Source organism: Rhizobium sp. P1_E6 (genome assembly GCF_056405875.1).
The window spans coordinates 1-21,719 of record NZ_JBFUBG010000090.1 but is presented as its reverse complement, the minus strand read 5'-3'; the positions used below and the strand labels follow the sequence as shown (position 1 = coordinate 21,719).

Here is a 21,719-nt window from a genome sequence, read left to right as displayed (position 1 = left end):
CGTCGTAAATGGAAATGGTCGGATTTTAAGCAATGGCAAGAGCCTATGTAAAACGGGGCCTTATGCCCCGTTTTGGCCTGTGCAAAAAGGCCTGTTAACGCTCTGTTCAGCAAGGCGGGTTGGCCGCTTGTCGCTCTCCTTCGTCGCGTTGCGGTAGCATGCCGAAACCCAGATCAGGCAATGTTTTGCTTCAGAAACTCGATCGTGCGGCTCCAGGCGAGATCGGCTGCCGCCTTGTCATAGCGGGCGGCCGACGTATCGTTGTTGAAGGCATGGTTGACGCCGTCATAGACGTAGATCTGAAATTTTTTACCATTGTCCTCCAGCGCCTTCTTATAGGCATCGATGCCGGCGTTGATGCGGTCATCGAGGCCGGCATAGTGGAGCAGCAGCGCAGCCTTGATGTTGGGGACATCGGAGGCTTGCGGCTGTGCGCCATAATAGGCCACACCTGCTTTCAGCTCGGGCGATTTGACCGCGAGGTTGTTGACCGCGCCACCGCCCCAGCAAAAGCCGATCGCGCCGACTTTGCCGTTCGTCGCATCGAGCTTGGAAAGATAAGCGACGGTCGCCTCGCCATTTGCAACGGTCGTGGCCGCATCAAGCTTGCTGAACATGTCGCGCGCCTGATCCTCATTCTCGGGCGTGCCGCCCTGCGGCGAGAGAAAATCCGGAGCGAGCGCGACGAAGCCTTCAAGCGCCATGCGGCGGGCGACATCGCGGATATGTGGGTTGAGGCCGCGGTTCTCATGGATGACGATGACGCCGCCAAGCTTGCCGGTCGCATCTTTCGGCTGCACCAGATAGCCCTTCATGTCGCCACCGCTCCCCGGATAGGTGACATCCTGGGCAGTCAGACGGTCGTCATTTTCGGCGATCACTTCGGCTGCTGCCTTGTTGGCAGCCAAAAGGGGCGCAATTGCCGCCGCTGCTGTCGCCGAGCCGRCCAGCTTCGACAGCTTGTCCATGAAGCTGCGACGATCCAGCGTCAGATGCGTATATTCGTCATAGGCATTGATCATTGCCTGCGTAATGGTGGGCTTTTCCATGACAGACCTCCTCTGTTCCCTACCCCATGCCCGATCGGCAAGGGGGAACATAGGTCAGCGGCCGATAACGGAGGAACAAAACTGTGTTACCTGATGGCTCCGGATCAGGAAAACAACATCCAGCCGGCAAGCCAGGCCCACATGACACCGAGCACGACAAAACCGGCGGCAAAGAGAGGGCTGCGGAGGCGCAGGTCGTTGCTGGTAACATGCACATAGGCATGGGCATATCGCAGGACGACGAAAAGCCAGGCGAGCACGACGGCCACCAGGTTATCCGCCTCGGTGATATAGAGAAGAATGCCACAGGCATAGAAAAGCACCGGCAGCTCGAACTGGTTGGCGAGGCTGTTCTTGACGAAAAGGCTCTCAGGCGGTTCGTCACGATTCTCGCGATAGTCGGATTTCTTCATCCGGCCCTCATGAACCACCTTGCCGCGGCGCAGGCCAAGCAGCCCATACAGGATATAGACCAGCAGGACGTGGGCAAGCAGGGGCCAGAACATCTCAAAGCCGGTCATCGATCATTCCCTTCGTTTCGGCGACTGCCGGAGAAGTAGCGGAAAGATCGGGCGGATTCCAGAGCCCTGGCGGCCCGCCGTGAAGCGGGCCGTCTTGAAGGTCAGACTTGGGCGAGGCCACCGTCGACAAAGATTTCGGCGCCGGTGATGAAGCTTGAATCATCTGATGCCAGGAAAAGCGCCGTTGCGGCGATTTCTTCCGGGCGGCCGACGCGGCCCATCGGAACCTGCGACGCCATATAGTCCAGCAGGCCCTGCTGCTGCGCCTTGTCCTGACCGGCGAGCTCAACGAGACCGGTCGTTTCCGTCGGGCCGGGGCTCAGCGTGTTGATGCGGATGCCGCGATCCTTCAGGTCGAGGATCCAGTTGCGGGAGAAGCTGCGAATTGCTGCCTTCGATGCAGCGTAGACGCTGAAGGCCGGCGTGCCGGATGCACCTGCAGTGGAACCGGTCAGAATGACCGAGGAGCCGTTTCCGAGCAGTGGCAGGGCCTTCTGCACGGTAAAGAGCACGCCCTTCACGTTGCGGCCGAAAGTATCGTCATACTGTTCTTCGGTGATGGCCCCGAGCGGCGCAAACGAACCGCCACCGGCATTGACGAAGAGCACGTCGATGCGGCCCACTTTCGCCTTCACCAGCTCGTAGAGACGGTCGAGATCGGCAGGCTTTGCCGAGTCGGCCTGGATGCCGGTGACGTTACCGCCGATCTCGGCGACAGCCGCATCAAGCACATCCTTGCGGCGGCCGGTGATGAAAAGCTGCGCGCCCTCCGCTGCAAAGCGTTTTGCCGTGGCAAGGCCGATGCCCGACGTTGCGCCTGTGATGACAGCAATCTTTCCATTCAGTCTCAGTGTCATTGTCGTCGTCTCCTGTTGTATTCGACTGAATTGAAGATGTGGACGAGCGTTTCATTTCTGAATAGAAACAAATGAAAAGTATCATTGCAGGAATGAAACGATGGGCTTTCCGGACTTCGAAGGCTTCGCCATGTTCGCCAAAGTGGCAGAGGAACGCTCCTTCGTCCGCGCTGCCAAGACGCTGGGGGTTTCTGTGCCGACGGTCTCGAGAGCGGTCAGCCGGCTGGAAGACCGCCTCGGCGCACGGCTCTTCAACCGCACTTCGCGTCAACTGGCTTTGACGGATTTCGGGCTGCGGTTCGTGGATCGCGCCCAGCGCATCTATGCCGAGGCGGAAGCGGCCGAAAATGCCGCGCGTGAACTTTCCAGCCAGCCGCGCGGGCTGATCCGCCTCGCCGTTCCCATGGTTTTCGGACGGCAATGGCTGGCGCCGATCCTGCCGGACTTCTTCGAACTCTACCCCGAGGTTTCGATCGACATGCATATGAGCGATGCGGTGGTCGATCTCGTGGGCGGAGGCTTCGATGCAGCGCTGCGTATTGCGGTGTTGCCCGATTCCTCGCTCGTGGCGAAGAGGCTGACGTCGGTCGCGCCCTTCATTCTTGCCGCCTCCGCCTATCTTGAGAAATACGGTTGCCCGCAACACCCGCGAGATCTCGCAGCCCATCATTGCCTCGGCTATGCCTACCGGCCGCGGCAGGATATCTGGCGCTTCGGCAACAAGGCCGGAGAAGAGGAGATCGTGGTACCCAACGGACAGCTGCGGGCCACCAATTCCGAAGCACTGATTCCGATGGCGTTGCGCGGCCTCGGCGTCGTCGAACTGCCGGAATTCATGGCCTATGAATATCTGGCCGACGGGCGCCTGAAAGCGATCCTCACCGACTGGAGCCTGCCGAAGGGTGCGCTTTATTTCGTCACGCCAACGGCGCGTGCCCGGCCGACAAAAGTGGAAGTGCTCGGGGACTTCCTTGCGGCAAGGCTTGCCCATCCGGCATGGCGCTGGTCGCCGTAAGCGTTCAGTCTTCTCGCACTTGCCGGAGCACTGCGACTCGCACAATGAGAATGGCGCAGACGGCGAGGCTTGCGAATTTCAGCTTGGTCATCCACGGCAGGAGATACGCGGCAAAGCTTGCCGAAGCACTGTCGCTGAAGGCGACCAGGCTTGAGATGTTTTCGGCATAATCGGCGAAGCCGTAAATGAAAGGCAGGATGTAGGTGATCCGGCCAAGCAGGCGGGGTGCCTGCCGGCCGCGCCATGTTTCGATCGGTCCGAGCCGCAGAAAAATCAGGAATAGAAGGGCGGTCAGCAGGGCCGGAAAGATGAGTTCCGGGCCGAAATACATGGCCCGGAGAATGCGGCTTGCCGTCTCGTTCTGGTCGAGCAGCGTCTGCATATGAAAGACTGCAGCCTCGTCGTAGCCTACAAAATAGCTATCGAGCACCGCCTGCCCCGTCTCATGCTCGAAGGGCATGGTGAAGCCGAAGGTGGTCCAGCCGAGGACGACGAGGCAGAGGGCCGCGAGCAGCGCGATGATCCAGAGCGGAACCCGGCTGCCCATTTCCATGATCAGACGCCGACGCCTGGATAGTTCGGGCTTTCGCGCGTGATCGTGACATCATGCGGATGGCTTTCACGCAGGCCGGCGCCGGAGATGCGCACGAAGGTGGCGCGCTCCTGGAACTCCTTGATATCCTTGCCGCCGACATAACCCATCGCGGCCTTGAGGCCACCTGCGAGCTGATGCAGGACGCCGGAGACCGGACCCTTGTAGGGCACCTGTCCTTCGATGCCTTCAGGCACGAGCTTCAGCGTGTCGCGCACTTCCGCCTGGAAGTAGCGGTCAGCGGAGCCGCGCGCCATGGCGCCGACGGAACCCATGCCGCGATAGGCCTTGAAGGAACGTCCCTGGTAGAGATAGACCTCACCCGGGCTTTCATCAGTACCGGCGAGCAATGACCCGATCATGACGGCGGAAGCACCTGACGCGATGGCCTTCGCCACGTCGCCCGAGAACTTGATGCCGCCATCGGCGATGACGGGGATATCCTGCGCCCTTGCGGCCTCGACAGCCGACATGATGGCAGCAAGCTGCGGAACGCCGACACCGGCGACGATGCGTGTGGTGCAGATTGAACCCGGGCCGATACCGACCTTGACAGCGTCGGCACCGGAATCGATCAGCGCCTTCGTGCCGTCGGCCGTTGCGACATTGCCAGCCATGATGCGAACGGAGTTGGAGAGCTTCTTGACGCGGGCGACGGCTTCCAGAACACGAGCCGAATGACCATGGGCCGTGTCGACGACGAGCAGGTCGACGCCGGCATCGATCAGCCGTTCGGCACGCTCGAAACCATCGTCACCGACGCCGACGGCAGCGGCGGCGCGCAGGCGGCCCTGCGCATCCTTGGACGCGTTCGGGTTCAGTTGTGCCTTTTCGATATCCTTGACGGTGATCAGACCGACGCAACGGCCTTCACCATCGACGACCAGCAGCTTCTCGATGCGGTGAGAGTGCAGCAGGCGCTTGGCCTCCTGCTGATCGACGCTTTCCTTGACCGTCACCAGATTCTGATGGGTCATGAGTTCGTAGATCTTCTGGGTCGGGTCGGATGCGAAGCGGACGTCACGGTTTGTGACGATACCGACGAGGCGGCCGGATTTCTCGACGACCGGGATGCCGGAGATGCCGTGCATCTTCATCAGCGCCAGGGCATCGGCGAGCGTCGCGTCCGGGCCGATGGTCACGGGATTGACGACCATGCCGCTTTCGAACTTCTTGACTTGGCGAACCTGCTCGGCCTGCTCGATGGGGGTTAGGTTCTTGTGAATGACGCCAAGGCCGCCGGCCTGCGCCATGGCGATTGCCAGGCGGCCTTCGGTCACGGTGTCCATTGCGGCAGAAATGATCGGGATATTCAGCTCGAAATCGGGGGCGAGGCGTGTTGCGACACTCGTCTGACCCGGCAGGACTTCGGAATGACCGGGCTGCAGCAGCACATCATCGAAGGTGAGTGCGTCCAATCCGGTTGGCGTTTCAATGATGCGAGCCATGGCCAAATTCCTTCAAGAAAGAAAAATGCGTTCCACCCGGTACGAATCGTCCGCACCGGCGGTGTGCATGAGTTTATGGAAGTTGGCGAGGGCTGGTAACACGTCTATGACAGGAAGGAAATAGCAAAAAAGCCCGGCACATGGCCGGGCCTGGAGCGCCATATGTCCACGTGGATGCACAAGGGACGCTCTATCTCTTTGAATCTACGCATCCGGCTTTCCGAAAATCGTTTCCGGTTTTCGGGCTGATGCGCATGCATGGGAGCTATGCGTATGGCTCAGATGTCGAACTGGTAGGTCTTCGGCACGAAGCGATAGCCGGTCTCCTGTTTCTCGACGAAGCCGACCGAGGGGAACGGCATGTGATAGCCGAGGAAGGCGATCTTGTCGGTGGCGATCATGTCGAACACTTTCTTGCGGGTTGCGGCCGCCTTTGCCTTATCCATGTCGAAGCGCACCTCCCAATCCGGCCGCTGCAGCGACAGGATGTAGTGATTTGCCGTGTCGCCGGTCATGACGAGCCGCTTGCCTTCGGATTCGACATGGAAGACCATGTGGCCGGGCGTATGGCCGGTGGCAAGCATCGCGGTGAGACCCGGCGCGACCGTATCGCCTTCCTTGACGAAGGTCGCCTTTTCAGCGAGCGGCACGACATTGGCGAGCACCGCCTTGTGGCCGCCTTCGGCCGGCGTGCCTTCGCGCGCCTTATCCGACCAGAAATCATACTCAGCCTGGCCGATGACATAGCGGGCATTCTTGAACGCCGGAGTGCCGCCTTCCATCAGGCCGCCAATATGATCGCCATGCAGATGCGTCAGCGCCACGACCGTGACGTCATCAGGCGAATAACCGGCGGCCTTCAGCCCAGCAGCGAACTGGCCCATGCCCCGTTCGCGGCCGGCCGCACCGAAGCCGGTATCGACGACGATGACATCGGAACCGGTRTCGACAACGGCTGGCGCATAGCTGTTTGCGAACTTGTCGGCCGGCAGGAAATTGGCGGCGAGAAGCGCCTGGACGGTCTGCGGATCCTGGTTCGAACCGAAGGTCTCATAGGGCTTTTCGAGCACGTTGAAACCGTCGCGGACAGCAGTAAATTTGAAGGAGCCGAGCTTGAACTGATTGATCTGCGGCTGCGGTGTGACTTCCATATTGCCTGTTTCTCCAGTTGCGGCCGCCTGGGCCGTTCCCCTCAAGATGACCGGCGCGGCCAGCAGGCCGAGGCCTGCGGCAAAAAGCGTGCGCCGCTTTATTCCATGAAAATTCGTCATATATCCATCCTCGACACTGTGCGGTGCGTCGCCGCACGACCCCCGATATATTCCGGCCAGATTTGCAAGATTTCTTGCTCCGGTCAGGTAAGCATATGTCAATCTTGAGAGGCGTAAGTATCGGGCAAGCCGTCTCACGCAGTCGTGATCCAAACGTGTAACGGAAGCCGATTGTGGGATTGGCAGAGCCCGGAACTGGGACTACACAGCACGGGCCTCCCAAGCCTCATCCCCATCCATCCAAGGCATTCGCCTATGAACCGCATTGTCCCGCTGATCCTTGCCGTCGCCCTTTTCATGGAACAGATGGACTCCACCGTGATCGCGACGGCCCTGCCGGCGATCGCGGCCGATCTGCATGTCGGGCCGATTACCCTGAAGCTGGCGCTTACCTCCTACATGGTGGCGCTTGCGGTGTTCATTCCGATCAGCGGCTGGATGGCTGACCGCTTCGGGGCCAAGAATATCTTCCGGCTGGCGATCTGTGTCTTCGTCGTCGGCTCCATCTTCTGCGCTTTTTCCTCCAGCCTCGTTGAATTCGTCTTCGCACGCTTCCTGCAGGGAATGGGCGGCGCGATGATGACGCCTGTCGGGCGTCTCGTGCTGGTGCGGACGACGCAGAAGAGCGAACTGGTCTCGGCCATGGCGCTGCTGACGATCCCGGCCCTTGTCGGCCCGCTCGCCGGTCCGCCGCTCGGCGGCTTCATCACCACCTATTTCAGCTGGCACTGGATCTTCCTGATCAACGTGCCGGTCGGCGTTGCCGGCGTGTGGCTCGCAACGATCTATCTGCCCGAGATAGAGGCGACAGCGCCGCCGAAGCTCGATTTCTACGGTTTTATCCTGACCAGCCTTGCGGCTGCGGGCGTCGTCTTCGGCCTTTCGGTCGTCAGCCTTCCGGCCTTGCCGCCTGTTATAGGCATCTCGGCCACGGCCATCGGCATCGTCTGTGGTTTTCTCTATGTCCGCCATGCCAGGCGCTATCCGACGCCGATCCTCGATCTCAACCTGTTCAAGAATTCGACCTTCCGTGCCTCGACGAGCGGCGGCACGCTGTTCCGCATCTGTGTCGGCGCCATGCCCTTTCTGACGCCGCTGATGCTGCAGCTGGGATTTGGCCTTACGCCCTTTCAGTCGGGCCTCATTACGTTTGCCGGCGCGATCGGCGCCATCTCCACGAAGTTCATCGCGCGCCGCGTCTACAAGGCGATCGGCTTCCGTACCACGCTTCTCTGCGCCGGCGCCGTGACGACGGTCGTTACCGCTGTCACCGGCCTCTTCACACCGGATACGCCGCATCTTGTCATCATCGGCGTGCTGCTGCTTGGCGGCTTCTCCCGCTCCTTCATGTTCACCGGCGTCAATGCGCTGGCCTTCGCGGATATCGATGATGCACAGGCAAGCCAGGCGACATCCATGGCCTCGGTCATGCAGCAGATCAGCCTGGCGCTCGGTGTTGCCCTTGCCGCCTCGATCCTGGAAACCTCGATCTATTTCCGCGGAGCCGAGCTGCAGGTCATCGATTTCCACATCGCCTTCTTCGTCATCGCCGGTCTGACAGTGATTGCGACGATCCCCTTTGCCCGCATGGCCAAGGACGCGGGGGCTTCCGTATCCGGCCACCGCGCCCAGCGCGTGCCGCCGACGATCAACACCGAGCAGCAGCCGGTCAAGTAAGCAGGCGGCTATTCGTCTTTTTCGCAGACGGCAGATAGTTTGTTGCCGTCGAGATCCCTGACATAGGCTGCGTAGAAATGCGCGTGATAGGAGCGCAACCCCGGCTCGCCTTCATCGACAGCGCCGGCAGCAATCGCCGCCGCATGGAAGGCATCGACAGCCGCCCGCGTTTCGGCCTCGAAGGCGATCATGGAGCCGTTGCCGTTCGCCGCCCGCCTTCTGTTGAAGGGGGTTACCACCCAGAAACGGCAACGCGTGTCGCCATCACTGGCATAGCCGATCTCCTCCTCCGAATGGCGCTGGCGCCGGTAGCCGAGCACCGGCAGAACGGCATCATAGAAATGCCGGGCGCGATAGAGATCGTTGGTTCCGAGTGTAACGTAAAGAAGCATGGGATCGGCGGTATCCAGTCCTGGTCGCTTGATCATCCGCAGGACTGACCCAAAGATCAAGCGTCCTCGGGCTCGGCCTCGACCTTGCGGCCTTTGAAACCCTTCGCCAAAAGGAACATCTCCACCGATTCGGCCCGCGATGAGGCAGGCTTGACGTGCACGACCTGACGGAAATGCTGTTTCAGCAGGGTGAGCAGATCCCGCTCCGTGCCGCCCTGGAAGGTCTTGGCGAGGAAGTGCCCGCCCTCGCCCAGCACCTCGATGGCGAAGTGGGCTGCGACCTCACAGAGATGCATGGTGCGCAGATGGTCGGTGCGGTGATGGCCGGTCGTGGGTGCCGCCATATCGGAAAGCACCAGATCCGGCGTGCCGCCGACGGCTTCCAAGAGCTTTTCCGGGGCTGTGGGATCAAGGAAGTCGAGCTGCAGTACCGTGACGCCGGGTAGCTGCGTCATTTCCAGAAAGTCGATTGCGGCCACACGGACATCCTGGTCCGTCGACCCCGTCACCTTCGCGGCGATCTGTGACCAGCTTCCGGGAGCAGCCCCCAGATCGATGATGCGTCGTGCGCCCTTCAGGATGTGGTGCTTCTCATCGATCTCCAGCAGCTTGAAGGCCGCGCGGGCGCGATAGCCCTCGAGCTGGGCGCGCTGCACATAGGGATCGTTGATATGGCGCTCCAGCCACTGGCGCGAAGAGGCCTTCATCTTCTTTTTCTTGACGCGCTGGCCGAGCTTGCGGCCGGTGCGGTTTCCCGCGATCGTTGGCTTGGTCATGCCTACCCCTTATTTCCTCGCTGGCCACGGCGGTTGCGATGCCGCCGCCAGACGCCGTCATCGGCCATCATGTCGGTGAGCAGGCCTTCCCTCAAGCCACGATCGGCGACACGCATGCGCGGGCTCGGCCAGCGGCGGCGGATCGCCTCCAGAATGGCGCAGCCGGCCAGCACCAGATCGGCGCGATCCGGCCCGATGCAGGGATTGGCGGCGCGGCTTTCAAAATTCCAGGAGAGAAGTTTCGCCTGCATGGCGGAGACCTCGTCATCCGACAGCCATATGCCATCGACCTTGCGGCGGTCGTAGCGCGGCAGGTCGAGATGCACGCCGGCAAGCGTGGTCACGGTGCCAGACGTACCGATAAGGTGGAAATCACCATCCACGCCAATCTCGATCTCCGGGCAATCGAAATTCGACAGCATGCCTGCGACTTCGCTCACCATGCCCTCGAAAACTTCCGGCGTCACATCACGGCCGCCATGGCGCTCCGACAGGGTGACGACGCCGACAGGCAATGAAGTCCAATGGGTGATGTGATTGGCAAGACGGGCAAAACGGCTGTCGCCGATGCGGATGACGGCGATTTCCGAGGAGCCGCCGCCGATATCGAAGAGAACGACGGAGCGCGTCTCACGGCCGACCAGCGACGAGCAGCCGGAAACGGCCAGCCGCGCCTCGGTTTCGCGATCGATGATTTCGAGTTCCAGCCCCGTTTCGGCCACGACCCGCTTCAGAAAATCCTCGCCATTGGCCGCCTGGCGGCAGGCCTCCGTCGCGATCAGCCGCATGCGGCGGATTTCACGGTTTCTGAGCTTGGAGGCGCAGATCCGGAGCGCGTCGACTGCCCTCTCCATCGCCTCGTCGGACAGCCTGCCGCTGGCAGCAAGCCCCTCGCCGAGACGCACGATCCGGGAAAAGGCATCGACGACGCGGAATTGGCCGGGGCGTGTGGGCTGGGCGATCAGCAGGCGACAATTGTTGGTGCCGAGATCGAGCGCGGCATAAAGCTCGTCCGGCCAGGGATGTTCGCCCCMTGCCCGCTCCTCTTCATGACCCGACTGGCGGTTCCGGCGATTTGCCGCTTCAGCATCTTGCCCTTCGCGCAGCACGGGGCGCGAAGGCGCCTCAGTGCGATGCTCAGGCCTTGCGGACGGCGGCGTCTGGACAGGAGCCAGCGGCCTGCCCTGAAGACCCCGCTTGCTGCGATGCTTGCGTCGATTGCGTCGACTGGACGACGAATCGCCCTCCGGCCGCGAACCATGACCATGAGTGGCAATCTGAACGACTGCCTGAGGCTGCACAGCAATGTCGGGCTGGGATGTGCCACGTGCACCACGACGGCGGCGTTTCCGCTTGCGGGCCGGGCTTTCCGGGTCTTCCTTCGGGCGCGCAGCCTCCCCGGCATGGCCAGAGAGATCATGCGAAGCGGGATGAGCGGCGTTGCGGGATTGCCCGTCACGCTTGCCCTTGCGGCGCCTGGACTTCTTGCCGTCCTTGCGCCCTGCCGCCGACGCCCCGTCAAATTGCAGCTTTGCGCCGCCTTCGGGGTCTTCCACGTTCTTTTTCCATCGCGCCGCGCAAGTCCAGAAAGGTATGCCGCAGGCGCTCATTCGATTTTTGCGTTGCGGCGAGGATATCAGCGACCGACGAAATCACCAAATTCTTTTTGATTCCGGATTTTAAACCTTCAATTTTCACCCGGATTGGAACGACCGAATTTTTTCAAAACGGGTATTTGCAATCCGCCTGCTTTTGGTTATAAGCGCCGCACAGCAGCCAAGCCATGCTTCGGCAGCGTCTGCTGGGGAATAGTTCAATGGTAGAACGACGGACTCTGACTCCGTTAATCTTGGTTCGAGTCCAGGTTCCCCAGCCATTTCCTATTTTCTGTTATTTTTCAGTCGCTTAACTCGCCAGGGCCTAAGGCAACCGGAACACTTATCCGCATCATTTTCCCGGATCATCGTCGAACTTAGCGCGGTAAAGTCATGAACCGTATTCCTGGTTCCTGGAAGCTCTTCATTCGTGTCTACGATTCCCTCGGACGAATTTTGCCATCCATCATTGGATTGGCCCGCCGACGGTCTCGATCGGTTCTGTTTGTGCAATTCTGCTGCATCTATGAGTGTGATCAAAGATAGCGCCTACGCGAGCTGATCCGCTCCGACCTTCTTTAGCTAACAAAGGCCCCGCCAAGGTGGCAAGCTGCCTTCCACGTTCGTTACCTGCTCTGCCGTGCCGTTCCTCAACATCAAGTAATCTCTACTGGCGATCAAACCTTAGAGAAACTCAGAAGGCGAGCTTCAGTGCCCGCCTTTTTGTTGATCGGCGGCCCCTAGGTCACGGCAGCGATTTTGAGGTCTTTCGGCTCTTCCGCGGCGACTCGGGCGGACGTAACGTTGACTTTGCTACATCTTCCATAGCGTGCCGACTTTGAAGATGCCAYGTTATTCCAGTGCTCGACGACCACCCGCTGTCCAATGCTGACTCGGCGGCTACGTCTATATCGAAACCAATTTCTACGCCTTCGTCCAAAAAAGCATACGCTCTCGAAGCTGCCACAGAGTCCACCAATCGCCCTTGATTTGTGAGCTGCAGCGATACGGCTGTTGTCGCAAGGTGATAAGCTACCTCCCGGCTATAACGCGCAGGTAAGCCTTCAAGGAAATCTTTGATGTTAAGTTCGTTGGTATGAGCCATAGCGATGGCTAATTCTTTGGGATCTATACGCTCCCAAACACCACCCATAGCAAGCAGACTCGCCGTCATATGAATTCGGTCACTATCTGCGCCTTGGTCGGGCCGAACCTCCCGTAATAGTCGTCGTAAGCCGTCAAGGATGGCGTCCCTCATAGTTCGCGATACGCCATGTTCCGCGAGCTCTTCGATATCCGAGGGTTTTAAATTCGCGACATCCATCATCGCTGACTCCTATGCAGCTGGAGTGTAGACGAAAAACGTGCGCACCGATATGCCAAAGCCAGCGAAAATACCGTTCGCGTTCTCCAGATGCTCACGATTTATATGGGGTCTCTTTCCGTAACGGCCAGAATTATTGGTCAGCACCCACGGTGCTTTGCCGCTAACTGGATCATAAAACAGTTCGCCACCAATCCTCGCCGTCTTTGTCTCCCGATCCCCCGGCTCAAGAAGGGATGGATGACCCAAACGCACCTCGTTCGGTCGAAGTGGTGGGCCATTTCTCGGAAGGATGAAGTGAAGGCTACCAGTGTCACGATTTAACACCTCTTCCATTGCAAACCGAATGCTGCCGGCTTGATCGACTAGCCACAGGATGGGCGTCGTCGCGTAGACAACTTGAATGAGCGGTTGTCCTGGAGCGGTTTCGATAAGAGCTTTCAGAGCCGGTGCAGTCTCATCCGTAAGGATTTGAAAGCTGCGTGGCTGTGCGCTCAGTTCAACTTCACTGGCGTCCCGTTGAAACGGCAGACACTCACCGTATTTTTCGTCTAAGTCCATCAGATGCCCCGCTTACGGAGCTTCAATATCGCATCCAGCGTTTCCCAACAATCACCTGCCGACTTGCATCTCGCTGTTCGTTATAAAGACGAATTGAGAGCGAAAGCAGCATGCGCCGAGACCAGCCGGCGCTCTCGTGAGGATGGGCCACACGGGCACGGCCAAGCGTGTCTTTGGTTATGGCCGACTCCATCGAGGGCCGAAGTGGCCATACTCCCGGAAGAGTTGGCACAGCCAGGAGTCGTTCATCCCATCCTTAAGGGCGTTCGAACGATCGTCGGCACACGCTCTGCGTTGCTTCGACGGGCCACTAAAAAGCCAAGCTAGCGGCAATATCGCAGTGGTCGTTTCAGTCCAACGCTGGGCCAGTTCGGCGAGGTCCTACCCCTCCCCGTCAGGACGCACGCTGTAGGGAACGGGGATGAGGAACGGCAGCGATCCTAGGGATCGATCGACGGATCTCCAGGTATGGCTAAGTGGCTGAGCGTCCACACCTCCTGACCAATTAGGGGCTTGAAGATTTAGAGTTGCTCACCCGGAATACACTTGATCATCTCTAAACGGTATCGTATAGTGTTGCTCATACCGTCACACCCTGACCCCGACCTCTATTGACGAGCACTACTACACACATGACCACCTATCGCACGTCTAAGCAGGCAGTAGCCTACATCCGCGTATCCACCGACAAGCAGGGTGAAGTCGGTATTGGCCTTGAAGCGCAGCGTGCATCCATTCGCGCATACGCCGATGCAGCGGGTGTTGAGATCGTTGAATGGTTCCAGGATGTTGCCAGCGGTCGCGGAGAGAAGAGTCTCGAGCTCCGGGAGGGTCTCAAGCGTGCACTGGATTTTGCGCAGGCAAACGATGTCGATCTTCTGGTTGATGGGCTTGACCGGCTCTCACGGCATACGGACACCATTGAACATATCATCAGGAACAAGAAGGTAATGGTGGTCTCCGTTTCGGAAGGTAGAACAAAAGATCCTCTTGTTATCGCCAGCCGTGCTGCGCGCGCTGAGCTTGAGGGTGACAAGATCGCGGAGCGGACGAGGCGTGCGCTTAGTGAGAAGAAGGCTGCTGGTGCTCTACTAGGAAATCGCACGAACCTACCAAAGGCACAGAAGCTCGGTGCAAGCTCAAACAAGCGCCGCGCCGAGGAGAAGGTGGATGAGATCGCCAGGGCAATCAAGGCGAACGAATGGCACGATCTTTCCGTGCCGGCTCTTGTCGGCGCTCTGAACGGGATTGGCATCAAGACGAGCCGGGGCGAGGTATGGACCGTTGCCGCTCTCCGGAGGCCCCATAGGGCAGCGCTTGAAACGTTGAGGGCATCCACGGTCGCGGACTATACCGATATTCCTAACTTTGGCCGTTTCTGAGCAGCAACTGGAAGCACGAGAGAACGGTAGTTCAAGTCATCGTTCGCCACCTATTCGTTTTGCTCTCTACCGGTCAACTTCCAACAATCGATATTCGATCGAGCATTGTCGCCAAGTCGGCCAGTAAGACCGCTGGCGCGTCCGCACCTGAAAAATGCTCATGACAGCAGGGCGCACAAAACGAGCCAGTGAGCGCCTGTGAGTTAGCGAACAACAACCATCTTGATGATCTTGCAGTGGTCGCTTCCTTCAGCGATGTTCACGCAAACTAAAAGGGTTGGGAATGAGCAAGTCTTGGATGGTGCGTGCTGAACGTGACGGACGGTTGTTTGAAGCGTTCAAAGATAAGTCCGCGGTTGCGATTGGCTGGAATGAAGTCGGTGATCTTTCGAATGTGAAGACGCGGAAAGCGATAGCCGATCTTGTCTCGGCTGCATGGCCGGAAACGAAGCCGCAATCGGTCGCAATGGCTGCCGGCCAGCTGCATCGTTTCGTCAACGAAATCGAAGTCGGTGACATGGTCGTCACCTACAATCCCTCTCGTCGAGTCTACCTGGTTGGCGAGATTGCCGGCCCCTATCGCTACGATACATCTATCGATCCCGAAGATGCACAAGTCCGATCCGTGAGCTGGTCGGGTGAGGTCAGCCGCGATCTTCTGTCCGTCGAAAGCCGCAACAGCTTGGGGGCTATCTCGACGCTTTTCCGCATTTCGAACGAAGTTGCCGCAGAGCTGCGGAAGGCGATGACATCGGGGCAGCCTGTGAAGCCAGATTCGCCGTTGGTATCGACAGATGCGACAGAGGACGACCTCTTCAAGTCGATGGAGAATCGCGCTCGTGAGTTCATAAAGGACAAGGTCAACGCCCTTGCCTGGGACGATATGCAAGAACTCGTGGCTGGTCTGCTGCGCTCCCTCGGTTATAAAACGCGTGTTTCTGAAGCCGGACCCGATCGTGGCAAGGACATCGTTGCCTCGCCAGATGGTTTCGGCTTCGAGTCGCCGCGGATCGTAGTGGAAGTAAAACACCGCAGAGGCACCATGGGCGCGCCCGACGTGCGGAGCTTCCTAGGTGGAAGACACCCTCAAGATAAAGGGCTTTATGTAAGCACTGGTGGCTTCAGCCGAGAAGCTCGCTATGAAGCAGAGAGAGCCAATATTCCTCTAGCGTTGATGGATCTCGACGACCTGGTGAAGAGCTTGTTAGAGCAATACGACAAGCTTGACCTTGAAACACAGCAACTTATTCCGCTCAAGCGGATATTCGTGCCAGCTTGGCCGTAATGGCGGGCCCAACCTGTCCGGGAGACGGTGCCTAGCAAGCAGCCGTGTGCTGTTCGGCTGGGCTTCTCGTGGATGATGACGGCTCGAGGGTTGCTGTCTCGTCATCGCCATCCGGGGTCGTCGACCCTCTCTGCCGTCAAGAAGAGCGACGCTAAGGCACATGGATGATCTTGCGTCGGGATACGAAGTCCTAGGGGATGCCAACTTGCGTGTTGGGGATGCCTTCCATGCGGGCGGCGATCCTGGCGTCGAAACCTCCCATGCCGGAAGTCGACAGACAAGCTCGTGGGCGAGCGTCGAGGCAAGCCAACACTTCCTTTCACTTTTTGCCAAGGATTGTTCCAGCGCGAACGCTGGAGTCAAAGAGGCTGCTTCGATCGGCTACTAAGATGAGGCCACGAAAGCAAGCGGCATAACCTTCGCCGGCAACCTCAGAGGATCGGTCAACCTGTTTGGCCCGATCTAAGATTTATTCCGCGATCAGGTGCAGCGCGACCGTGCTGAAGCTTCTCGATAGGGTGTGAGATAGTCGGGGAACTTGCGGGAAGATACGCGTGAACTGCATTGGCCCTCTTCCGGCAAAAAAAGCAAAGTTACCGGCAGATTGTGACGGAGAACTGACTAAGAGTGAACGTTCTCAATCGGCCTCAGGAGCTCACTGGCGATTTTTGATAGAGTGAGTGCTGTCGGGTCAAGCTCAATAGCACTGCGCCAACCTGTTGGCGTTCCGAAGTTAAAGGCAATCATGCCAAAGCTGCTTGGTTCTTCTCAAGCGCGTTCCGAGCCCACGGCGCCCAAAGGTCCGACTGAGGTAGCCAGAACCATCCGCCCTTGTCGTCTCCAATGATTTCAGACGTGCCGGTCGCGGCGCAAGCTGCTGTGAGCAGGCAAATCCAAGCTGCTCGTTTCTCGTGGTCCCTTTCTGCCGAAACCGCATCCAGCAAGGGTGGATTTTCCCAATTCAAAGCATGAAAAAGGTCGCCGAGAACGCCGCTGTCGATCGCATGGTCATAGAGCCAATCGAACTTCTTTCGTTTTCCAGCTGCGGGTAAAGCAAAGCGCGCCTGGGGCAAAAGGACTCCAAGAAATGCGTTCGGGAAAGCTTCGATAACAGAGGTGCCGGGCCGAATAGCCTTCTCGATTGCCACGCTTGGCGCCGCCAAATGTAGAACCTGCGCGGCAGTGTGCGATGCGGCTCGGCGCAGATCCTTCCCGTATCCRTGATTGCTCAAGCCCGGTTTGCACCGGGTCTGAAATGCTCCCCTAATGAATAGGCGCTCGCACAAACGGTCCAAGCTGTCATCTGCACCGATAGGGATAAGTGGCCCATCAATGGCTATCACTGAAAAAGCTGTCGCTGCCGGGATATATCGACTACGACGCTCCCAGTCCGAATGCGTCCTGGCAGACCCAAACTCGCCGTTTTTGCTCCAAGCAATGCCTGTCGTGGGCCTAGATTTCGAGAAACCCACATCGATGCCAAGTAGGGCAATTTTATTTAAATCCACCAACGGACTAAGCATCCTTTATCTTGTCATTCTTAAGCCGACGTAGCTTCCCATGCCGCCAACGGCAATGCATTCAGTTCGGCCCGGATCGGCCTCCATTTCGGCATGTGCTCATCCAAGACAGCGAGGAAAAGCGTATCATGCCGGTTGGAGATAAGATGGGCGAGCTCATGGAGGATCACATAATCGAGTGATGCTGCTGGCTTCTTGGAGAGCTCGCTATTGAGCCAGATGATGKATTTCCGAGAATTGCAGCTACCCCACTTGGTGCGCATGTCTCGGATGCCCCACTTTTCAGGGGTAACGCCCAGAATATCCGACCATCGGGTCACTTTTGGAGCTGCTAGTTTTCTCAACTGGCTGCGCCTCCAATTTGCCATCCAAGCTGCTCGCTGCTCGAAACTACTCTCGCGCGGGATCTGGAAGCTTAACCTATCGCCCCGTTGCTCCGACACACGATAAATGGCCTTATCCCATTCGACCACTTCGAGCCGTAACGACCGGCCCCAGAGGAAGTGGGTTTCGCCGGATTGATACCGCCTTACGGATTGACGCTCTTGCGCCGCGAATTTGGCCTGCTGCCTCCGAACCCAGGTCATTCGGGTGAGAACCGCGAGCTTGATTGCGTCAAGACTGACCGCCATCGGCGCGGCTACGCRAACGCGGCCGTCAGGGGGATAGACACCGACATGCAGGTTCTTGATGCTCTTCCAACGAACCTCGACGTTCAAGCTGCCGATGGTGTGGTGCTCAGTATTCACTGTGGTTCTTCAATAACTGCAGGATGCGCTCAACTTGCGTGTCGTCCGATATTTCTCGTTTCAGGGAGAGCCTGACTTTCTTTTCTTTCATCGCGTGTCCCCGCCACCCGTCAGGCGCGACACTGCGCACCGCCTGATCCACTCTCAGCGTCAACTCCTCATCCTCATTGAGGTTATCAAAAAGAGCCTTCTGGCCAGCCGATTTTACTGTGTCCGGATAGTCGGTTCCATGGCCCTCTTTTGCGCGCCTGACCAGTTCTGAAATCCTCTCGAGATACCCAGCGTATTCAATCGCATCGTTTCGGCGCTGAGCTACCAAGTCGCTTAGCAGCTGAGACATCATCTCATAGAATTTTGGATTTACCGGCGTCTCATCGATGATCAGCCTGCGGACGTTGTTTTCTATGGCCTCGGCAACATTGCTTTGCTTGCCTTTTGATGGAGTAGGAAGGCCGTTGATTGCGTCCGCCCCGTTGGTTTGCACCAGATCAATCAGGCTGATGTCGTCGAGATGGGAGATGACGGTGGAGTCCTCGGCACGAATGTAGGTATCGATAAGGTGCCGCATCGCGGGCTCGTAAAGCTTCAGGTCGACGGCGTCACCGCTATGAAGCCTGACTGCATCACGAATGCTGATCGCCCGTTCGACCTCATTGCGGATCTCTCCAAGTTCCAACTCATTGAAGCCCGAACCGTCTGGTTCGGACGCGACGTTTGCATAGGCACGTGCGTAGTGTCCGGCCAGCCGATAGAGTGCCTGTCGCCGCCGACCCTTTTCTTCAGAGAGCGGGTCATTCTCCAAGCCCTGAGGACTAGAGAAATAGGCGAAGATCTCGTCATCACCCTTCGGCTGTTCGACGGCATCAAGCAATCCAAGCCAGGCATCTCGTGCTGTTCGCAGATCATCATCGGCTTGCTCCGCTCGATCGGTGATCAGGCCTTGGACATCCTCCTTGTCAAATTCATCGAAGGCCTCGGACGTGTAGTCATCCACCGCGTTTTCGATGTTCCGGAATAGATCCTTGTAATCAACGATGTAGCCGAAATCCTTGTCGTCGCCATCGAGTCGGTTCACGCGGCAGATCGCCTGGAACAGACCGTGGTCACGCATCTGCTTGTCGATATAAATGTAGGTGGCTGTTGGTGCGTCAAAGCCGGTCAACAAGCGGCTCACCACGATCAGAAGCTTCATGCGGCCGGGTTCGTCCTTGAAAAGGCGCAGAGCTTCCTCTTCGTAATCCTCCTCCGATCTTTCGCCTAACAGGTCAGTGTAAACGCGATGCACATACTGCCTTTCGGTCTCCCCCATCCCGGTTTCTTCACCGGCCAGCTCAGGCGCTGCGCGTTTATAGGACGTCACGATGGCGCAGTTGGAGGCCAAAACTGATCCTGATTTTCGGAAGACTTCGAAGAACTTGCACGCTTCCGGAATCGACCCTGCAACCAGCATCGCATTGCCGCGGCCCGCTTTCAGTCGCGGCTTCAGCTCCATATCCATGATAATGTCGTTGGCGATCTGTTCCAGTCTGTCCTTGCTGGATAGGACGCGCTGCAAGGTCCCCCAGCGCTGTTTCAGGGTTGCCTTGGCGATCGGAGTTAGGTTTTTGGTCCTCGAGTCAAACCAGGCATCAATCTTGGCCGGTGACGTAATCCGCTGGTCGATGTCCCGCGCCTCATATCGCAGGTCGAGGACAACGCCATCCTCAACCGCTTCATCGAAGCGATAAGGCGTTCCGATATACGGGCCGAATGTTTCGAGCGACGTCCCTTTGTCTGACCGCAGGAGAGGCGTTCCCGTGAACCCGATGAACATCGCCTCTGGCATGATCTGCCGCATGGCTCTCGCAAGTTTGCCAGATTGCGTTCGATGGGCCTCATCGATAAACACGAAGAATTCCCCCGCAGGCGCGCCGATGTTAGCGTTCTGGATGTCGGCAACCAGCCCTTCCATTTCCCCTTGCTCGCGCTTCCCGAACTTGTGGACGAGCGAGCAGATGATGCGATCCGTGGGGTCGGCCAATGCAGCCATCAGATCGTTACCGGTGCGGGCGCGACGCACCTTGTCGCCGGTGTTGCCGAACACGTCCTCGATCTGGCGGTCCAGTTCCTTGCGGTCGGTTACGATCAGGACGCGGCCATCCGGATGGTGCTCTCGGATCCAGCGCGCCAGCATCACCATGATCAGGCTTTTACCTGAGCCCTGCGTTTGCCAGATGATCCCGCCTTCTTTGGCTCGCACACGCTCCTGCGCGGCTTTCACCGCGAAATACTGGTTCGGACGGGCAAGTTTTTTTATGCCACCATCGAACAGCGTGAAATCATGGATCACCTCCAGAAACCGCGCTGGTGCCATCATCTGGGTCACGTCGCGGTCTAGCCTGGAAATGATCTCGCTTTCTTCCTTCCACGCCATCCAATAGGGCTGCGGCGTCTGGATGGGCGCATAGCGAAGGCCCTCGCTGTCATTGCCTGCGAAGGTAATCTGCACTGTGGTGAAGAAATGCCGGATAAACTCGGGGCGTTGGTTGTCCAGCGTCTGACGGATGCCTTCACCCACGCCGATGGTGGATTTCTTCAGTTCGATCACACCAAGGGCAATGCCGTTGACGTAGAGCACAAGATCGGGCCGCTTATTGTAGGCCTTGGCGCTCTTGCCTTTGACCGCGACCTCTTCGGCGACGCCAAGGTCATTGGCGGCCGGGTTTTCCCAATCAATGAAGCGGACGGTGACAGGAGCCTCACCAGGGCCCGGAGTGACGGCAAGTCCGAAGCGAAGCAGGTCATAGAAGGCACGGTTGGCATCGAACAACTTTGTGCCCTCCATCTGCGCCGCGMGCTTCAGGCGGGTAATGGCTTGGTCGGCCACTTCTGGTGCGTAACCCCGCGAAAGGAGCCATGGGCGCAGGAAGTCGGGTTCAATATTGGCATTATCCGGGCGTGTCATCCAATCGCCGAGGTAGCGCCATCCAAGAGCGTCGGGCGCATCTGCGCGGCGGGCGGTCAGCAGGTCGATGATCCTGTTCTGCGCTTTGCGCTCCGCCTCGCCGATTGTGCTCATCGCCCTGTCTCCGTCCTCAAAAATCAATAACTCTAAATCGTCAGACCAGCCGAATCCGACCCGTCAAAAGGTTTTGCGTCATACCCTCCTTGACCTGCCGTGCCTTGACAAGGCGGGTTTTAAGGGCTTGGATCTCGGCGTCCATCTCATTCAACACGTGAGCAATTGCATTTTGCTCATCGGCGTCCCTTGGCACCAACATGTCCACTTCAGACAGCTGGCGTCCATTGGTCAGGGCTCTCGTTGTATAAGTTGCCCGGGAGACAATTTGCCTCCTGACAGCCTCCGAACGGAAGCAATACTTGGAAAAAGCGATGGTGAGCCTCTGGCTCTTCGGCCGCCCACGCAGGACAAATCCGCTGAAAACGGTCCCATCTAGAACCCCGTCTGCGACAGCGGCAAGCCCAATCTCTTCAGGTGTCTCCGAGGTTCGCGTAAATAAGACGTCGCCATTTTTTATGCCGTAAGCTGACTGTTCCGCCGCGGTAACCTCAACTAGACCATCAATCGATTTTTCGTTAATGGCACCGCCTCGAAAAACATCCATGTAGTTTATGATAGGCGTCCCATGGCCAAAGAAGGCTTTTGCCTTATTGAGACCGTTCTTGAAGCTCAAGAATTCACCCAACTTCGCCTCAGTCCAGTCC

General features: G+C 58.4%; 19 protein-coding genes and 1 tRNA gene. 5 read left to right on the top strand and 15 right to left on the bottom strand.

Annotated features, from left to right (window positions below; translation table 11 throughout):
• Positions 1 to 173: 173 nt before the first annotated feature.
• The 3 genes from AC1D35_RS28805 to AC1D35_RS28795 form a co-directional block, all read right to left on the bottom strand.
• Positions 174 to 1,049 (bottom strand): dienelactone hydrolase family protein, encoded by an 876-nt coding sequence (locus AC1D35_RS28805; protein WP_477941342.1) that lies wholly within the window; start codon positions 1,047 to 1,049, stop codon positions 174 to 176.
• Between the two features lie 104 nt (positions 1,050 to 1,153).
• A complete protein-coding gene (locus AC1D35_RS28800; protein ID WP_113311522.1) occupies positions 1,154 to 1,570 on the bottom strand; it encodes an MAPEG family protein in 417 nt (138 codons plus the stop codon).
• A 101-nt stretch (positions 1,571 to 1,671) separates the two neighbouring features.
• Positions 1,672 to 2,427, bottom strand: a complete 756-nt coding sequence (locus tag AC1D35_RS28795; protein ID WP_113300653.1) for an SDR family oxidoreductase — start codon at positions 2,425 to 2,427, stop codon at positions 1,672 to 1,674.
• 100 nt (positions 2,428 to 2,527) lie between these two features.
• Between AC1D35_RS28795 and AC1D35_RS28790 the strand changes: the two genes are divergently transcribed.
• Positions 2,528 to 3,442, top strand: a complete 915-nt coding sequence (locus AC1D35_RS28790; RefSeq protein ID WP_477854933.1) for a LysR family transcriptional regulator — start codon at positions 2,528 to 2,530, stop codon at positions 3,440 to 3,442.
• A 4-nt stretch (positions 3,443 to 3,446) separates the two neighbouring features.
• Here AC1D35_RS28790 and AC1D35_RS28785 read toward each other — a convergent pair whose 3' ends face one another.
• The 3 genes from AC1D35_RS28785 to AC1D35_RS28775 form a co-directional block, all read right to left on the bottom strand.
• On the bottom strand, positions 3,447 to 3,995 hold the full coding sequence (locus AC1D35_RS28785; RefSeq protein ID WP_113311524.1) for a hypothetical protein: 549 nt from the start codon (positions 3,993 to 3,995) through the stop codon (positions 3,447 to 3,449).
• 2 nt (positions 3,996 to 3,997) lie between these two features.
• Complete coding sequence (guaB, locus tag AC1D35_RS28780) at positions 3,998 to 5,482, bottom strand: IMP dehydrogenase (RefSeq protein WP_113300655.1); 1,485 nt, start codon at positions 5,480 to 5,482, stop codon at positions 3,998 to 4,000.
• A 278-nt stretch (positions 5,483 to 5,760) separates the two neighbouring features.
• A complete protein-coding gene (locus tag AC1D35_RS28775) occupies positions 5,761 to 6,753 on the bottom strand; it encodes an MBL fold metallo-hydrolase (protein WP_113311525.1) in 993 nt (330 codons plus the stop codon).
• Between the two features lie 255 nt (positions 6,754 to 7,008).
• Here AC1D35_RS28775 and AC1D35_RS28770 point away from each other — a divergent pair, with 255 nt between their 5' ends.
• Entirely contained in the window at positions 7,009 to 8,430 is a 1,422-nt protein-coding gene (locus tag AC1D35_RS28770; RefSeq protein ID WP_113300657.1) for a DHA2 family efflux MFS transporter permease subunit, read from the top strand.
• Positions 8,431 to 8,438: 8 nt separating this feature from the next.
• On the opposite strand, the gene AC1D35_RS28765 is transcribed toward AC1D35_RS28770, so the two are convergent.
• The 3 genes from AC1D35_RS28765 to AC1D35_RS28755 are packed head-to-tail and all read right to left on the bottom strand — an operon-like array spanning position 8,439 to position 11,154.
• On the bottom strand, positions 8,439 to 8,822 hold the full coding sequence (locus AC1D35_RS28765; RefSeq protein ID WP_113311570.1) for a VOC family protein: 384 nt from the start codon (positions 8,820 to 8,822) through the stop codon (positions 8,439 to 8,441).
• A gap of 56 nt (positions 8,823 to 8,878) precedes the next feature.
• Entirely contained in the window at positions 8,879 to 9,598 is a 720-nt protein-coding gene (locus tag AC1D35_RS28760; protein WP_113311526.1) for an RlmE family RNA methyltransferase, read from the bottom strand.
• Between the two features lie 2 nt (positions 9,599 to 9,600).
• On the bottom strand, positions 9,601 to 11,154 hold the full coding sequence (locus AC1D35_RS28755) for a Ppx/GppA phosphatase family protein (protein ID WP_477941337.1): 1,554 nt from the start codon (positions 11,152 to 11,154) through the stop codon (positions 9,601 to 9,603).
• Positions 11,155 to 11,400: 246 nt separating this feature from the next.
• Here AC1D35_RS28755 and AC1D35_RS28750 point away from each other — a divergent pair.
• Positions 11,401 to 11,474: transfer RNA gene (locus tag AC1D35_RS28750), tRNA-Gln, on the top strand.
• A 464-nt stretch (positions 11,475 to 11,938) separates the two neighbouring features.
• Here AC1D35_RS28750 and AC1D35_RS28745 read toward each other — a convergent pair.
• Entirely contained in the window at positions 11,939 to 12,520 is a 582-nt protein-coding gene (locus tag AC1D35_RS28745; protein WP_477941336.1) for a hypothetical protein, read from the bottom strand.
• Between the two features lie 9 nt (positions 12,521 to 12,529).
• Positions 12,530 to 13,078: a hypothetical protein gene (locus AC1D35_RS28740; protein ID WP_477941334.1), complete on the bottom strand. Its 549-nt coding sequence runs from the start codon at positions 13,076 to 13,078 to the stop codon at positions 12,530 to 12,532.
• 632 nt (positions 13,079 to 13,710) lie between these two features.
• On the opposite strand from AC1D35_RS28740, the gene AC1D35_RS28735 reads away from it, so the two are divergent.
• Together AC1D35_RS28735 and AC1D35_RS28730 are read left to right on the top strand one after the other, a co-directional pair.
• Complete coding sequence (locus tag AC1D35_RS28735) at positions 13,711 to 14,460, top strand: recombinase family protein (RefSeq protein ID WP_477941332.1); 750 nt, start codon at positions 13,711 to 13,713, stop codon at positions 14,458 to 14,460.
• A 283-nt stretch (positions 14,461 to 14,743) separates the two neighbouring features.
• Positions 14,744 to 15,745 (top strand): restriction endonuclease, encoded by a 1,002-nt coding sequence (locus AC1D35_RS28730; protein ID WP_477941330.1) that lies wholly within the window; start codon positions 14,744 to 14,746, stop codon positions 15,743 to 15,745.
• 743 nt (positions 15,746 to 16,488) lie between these two features.
• Here the strand turns inward: AC1D35_RS28730 and AC1D35_RS28725 are convergent.
• The 4 genes from AC1D35_RS28725 to AC1D35_RS28710 all read right to left on the bottom strand — a co-directional run.
• A complete protein-coding gene (locus tag AC1D35_RS28725; RefSeq protein WP_477941329.1) occupies positions 16,489 to 16,893 on the bottom strand; it encodes a hypothetical protein in 405 nt (134 codons plus the stop codon).
• 392 nt (positions 16,894 to 17,285) lie between these two features.
• Complete coding sequence (locus AC1D35_RS28720; RefSeq protein WP_477941326.1) at positions 17,286 to 18,014, bottom strand: M48 family metallopeptidase; 729 nt, start codon at positions 18,012 to 18,014, stop codon at positions 17,286 to 17,288.
• The gene (locus tag AC1D35_RS28715) at positions 18,004 to 21,072 is read right to left on the bottom strand and encodes a type I restriction endonuclease subunit R (RefSeq protein ID WP_477941323.1); all 3,069 of its coding nucleotides are present in this window, start codon (positions 21,070 to 21,072) and stop codon (positions 18,004 to 18,006) included. The genes AC1D35_RS28720 and AC1D35_RS28715 overlap by 11 nt, the downstream gene beginning before the upstream one ends.
• A gap of 40 nt (positions 21,073 to 21,112) precedes the next feature.
• Positions 21,113 to 21,719 (bottom strand): restriction endonuclease subunit S (locus AC1D35_RS28710; RefSeq protein ID WP_477941321.1); only part of this gene is annotated, 607 nt, incomplete at its 5' end.

Bases quoted from the DNA above. Each gene is read 5' to 3' on its own strand.
- AC1D35_RS28800 (WP_113311522.1), bottom strand. From the start codon at position 1,570: ATGACCGGCTTTGAGATGTTCTGGCCCCTGCTTGCCCACGTCCTGCTG.
- AC1D35_RS28795 (WP_113300653.1), bottom strand. From the start codon at position 2,427: ATGACACTGAGACTGAATGGAAAGATTGCTGTCATCACAGGCGCAACG.
- AC1D35_RS28790 (WP_477854933.1), top strand. From the start codon at position 2,528: ATGGGCTTTCCGGACTTCGAAGGCTTCGCCATGTTCGCCAAAGTGGCA.
- AC1D35_RS28785 (WP_113311524.1), bottom strand. From the start codon at position 3,995: ATGGAAATGGGCAGCCGGGTTCCGCTCTGGATCATCGCGCTGCTCGCG.
- guaB (WP_113300655.1), bottom strand. From the start codon at position 5,482: ATGGCTCGCATCATTGAAACGCCAACCGGATTGGACGCACTCACCTTC.
- AC1D35_RS28770 (WP_113300657.1), top strand. From the start codon at position 7,009: ATGAACCGCATTGTCCCGCTGATCCTTGCCGTCGCCCTTTTCATGGAA.
- AC1D35_RS28765 (WP_113311570.1), bottom strand. From the start codon at position 8,822: ATGCTTCTTTACGTTACACTCGGAACCAACGATCTCTATCGCGCCCGG.
- AC1D35_RS28760 (WP_113311526.1), bottom strand. From the start codon at position 9,598: ATGACCAAGCCAACGATCGCGGGAAACCGCACCGGCCGCAAGCTCGGC.
- AC1D35_RS28740 (WP_477941334.1), bottom strand. From the start codon at position 13,078: ATGGACTTAGACGAAAAATACGGTGAGTGTCTGCCGTTTCAACGGGAC.
- AC1D35_RS28735 (WP_477941332.1), top strand. From the start codon at position 13,711: ATGACCACCTATCGCACGTCTAAGCAGGCAGTAGCCTACATCCGCGTA.
- AC1D35_RS28730 (WP_477941330.1), top strand. From the start codon at position 14,744: ATGAGCAAGTCTTGGATGGTGCGTGCTGAACGTGACGGACGGTTGTTT.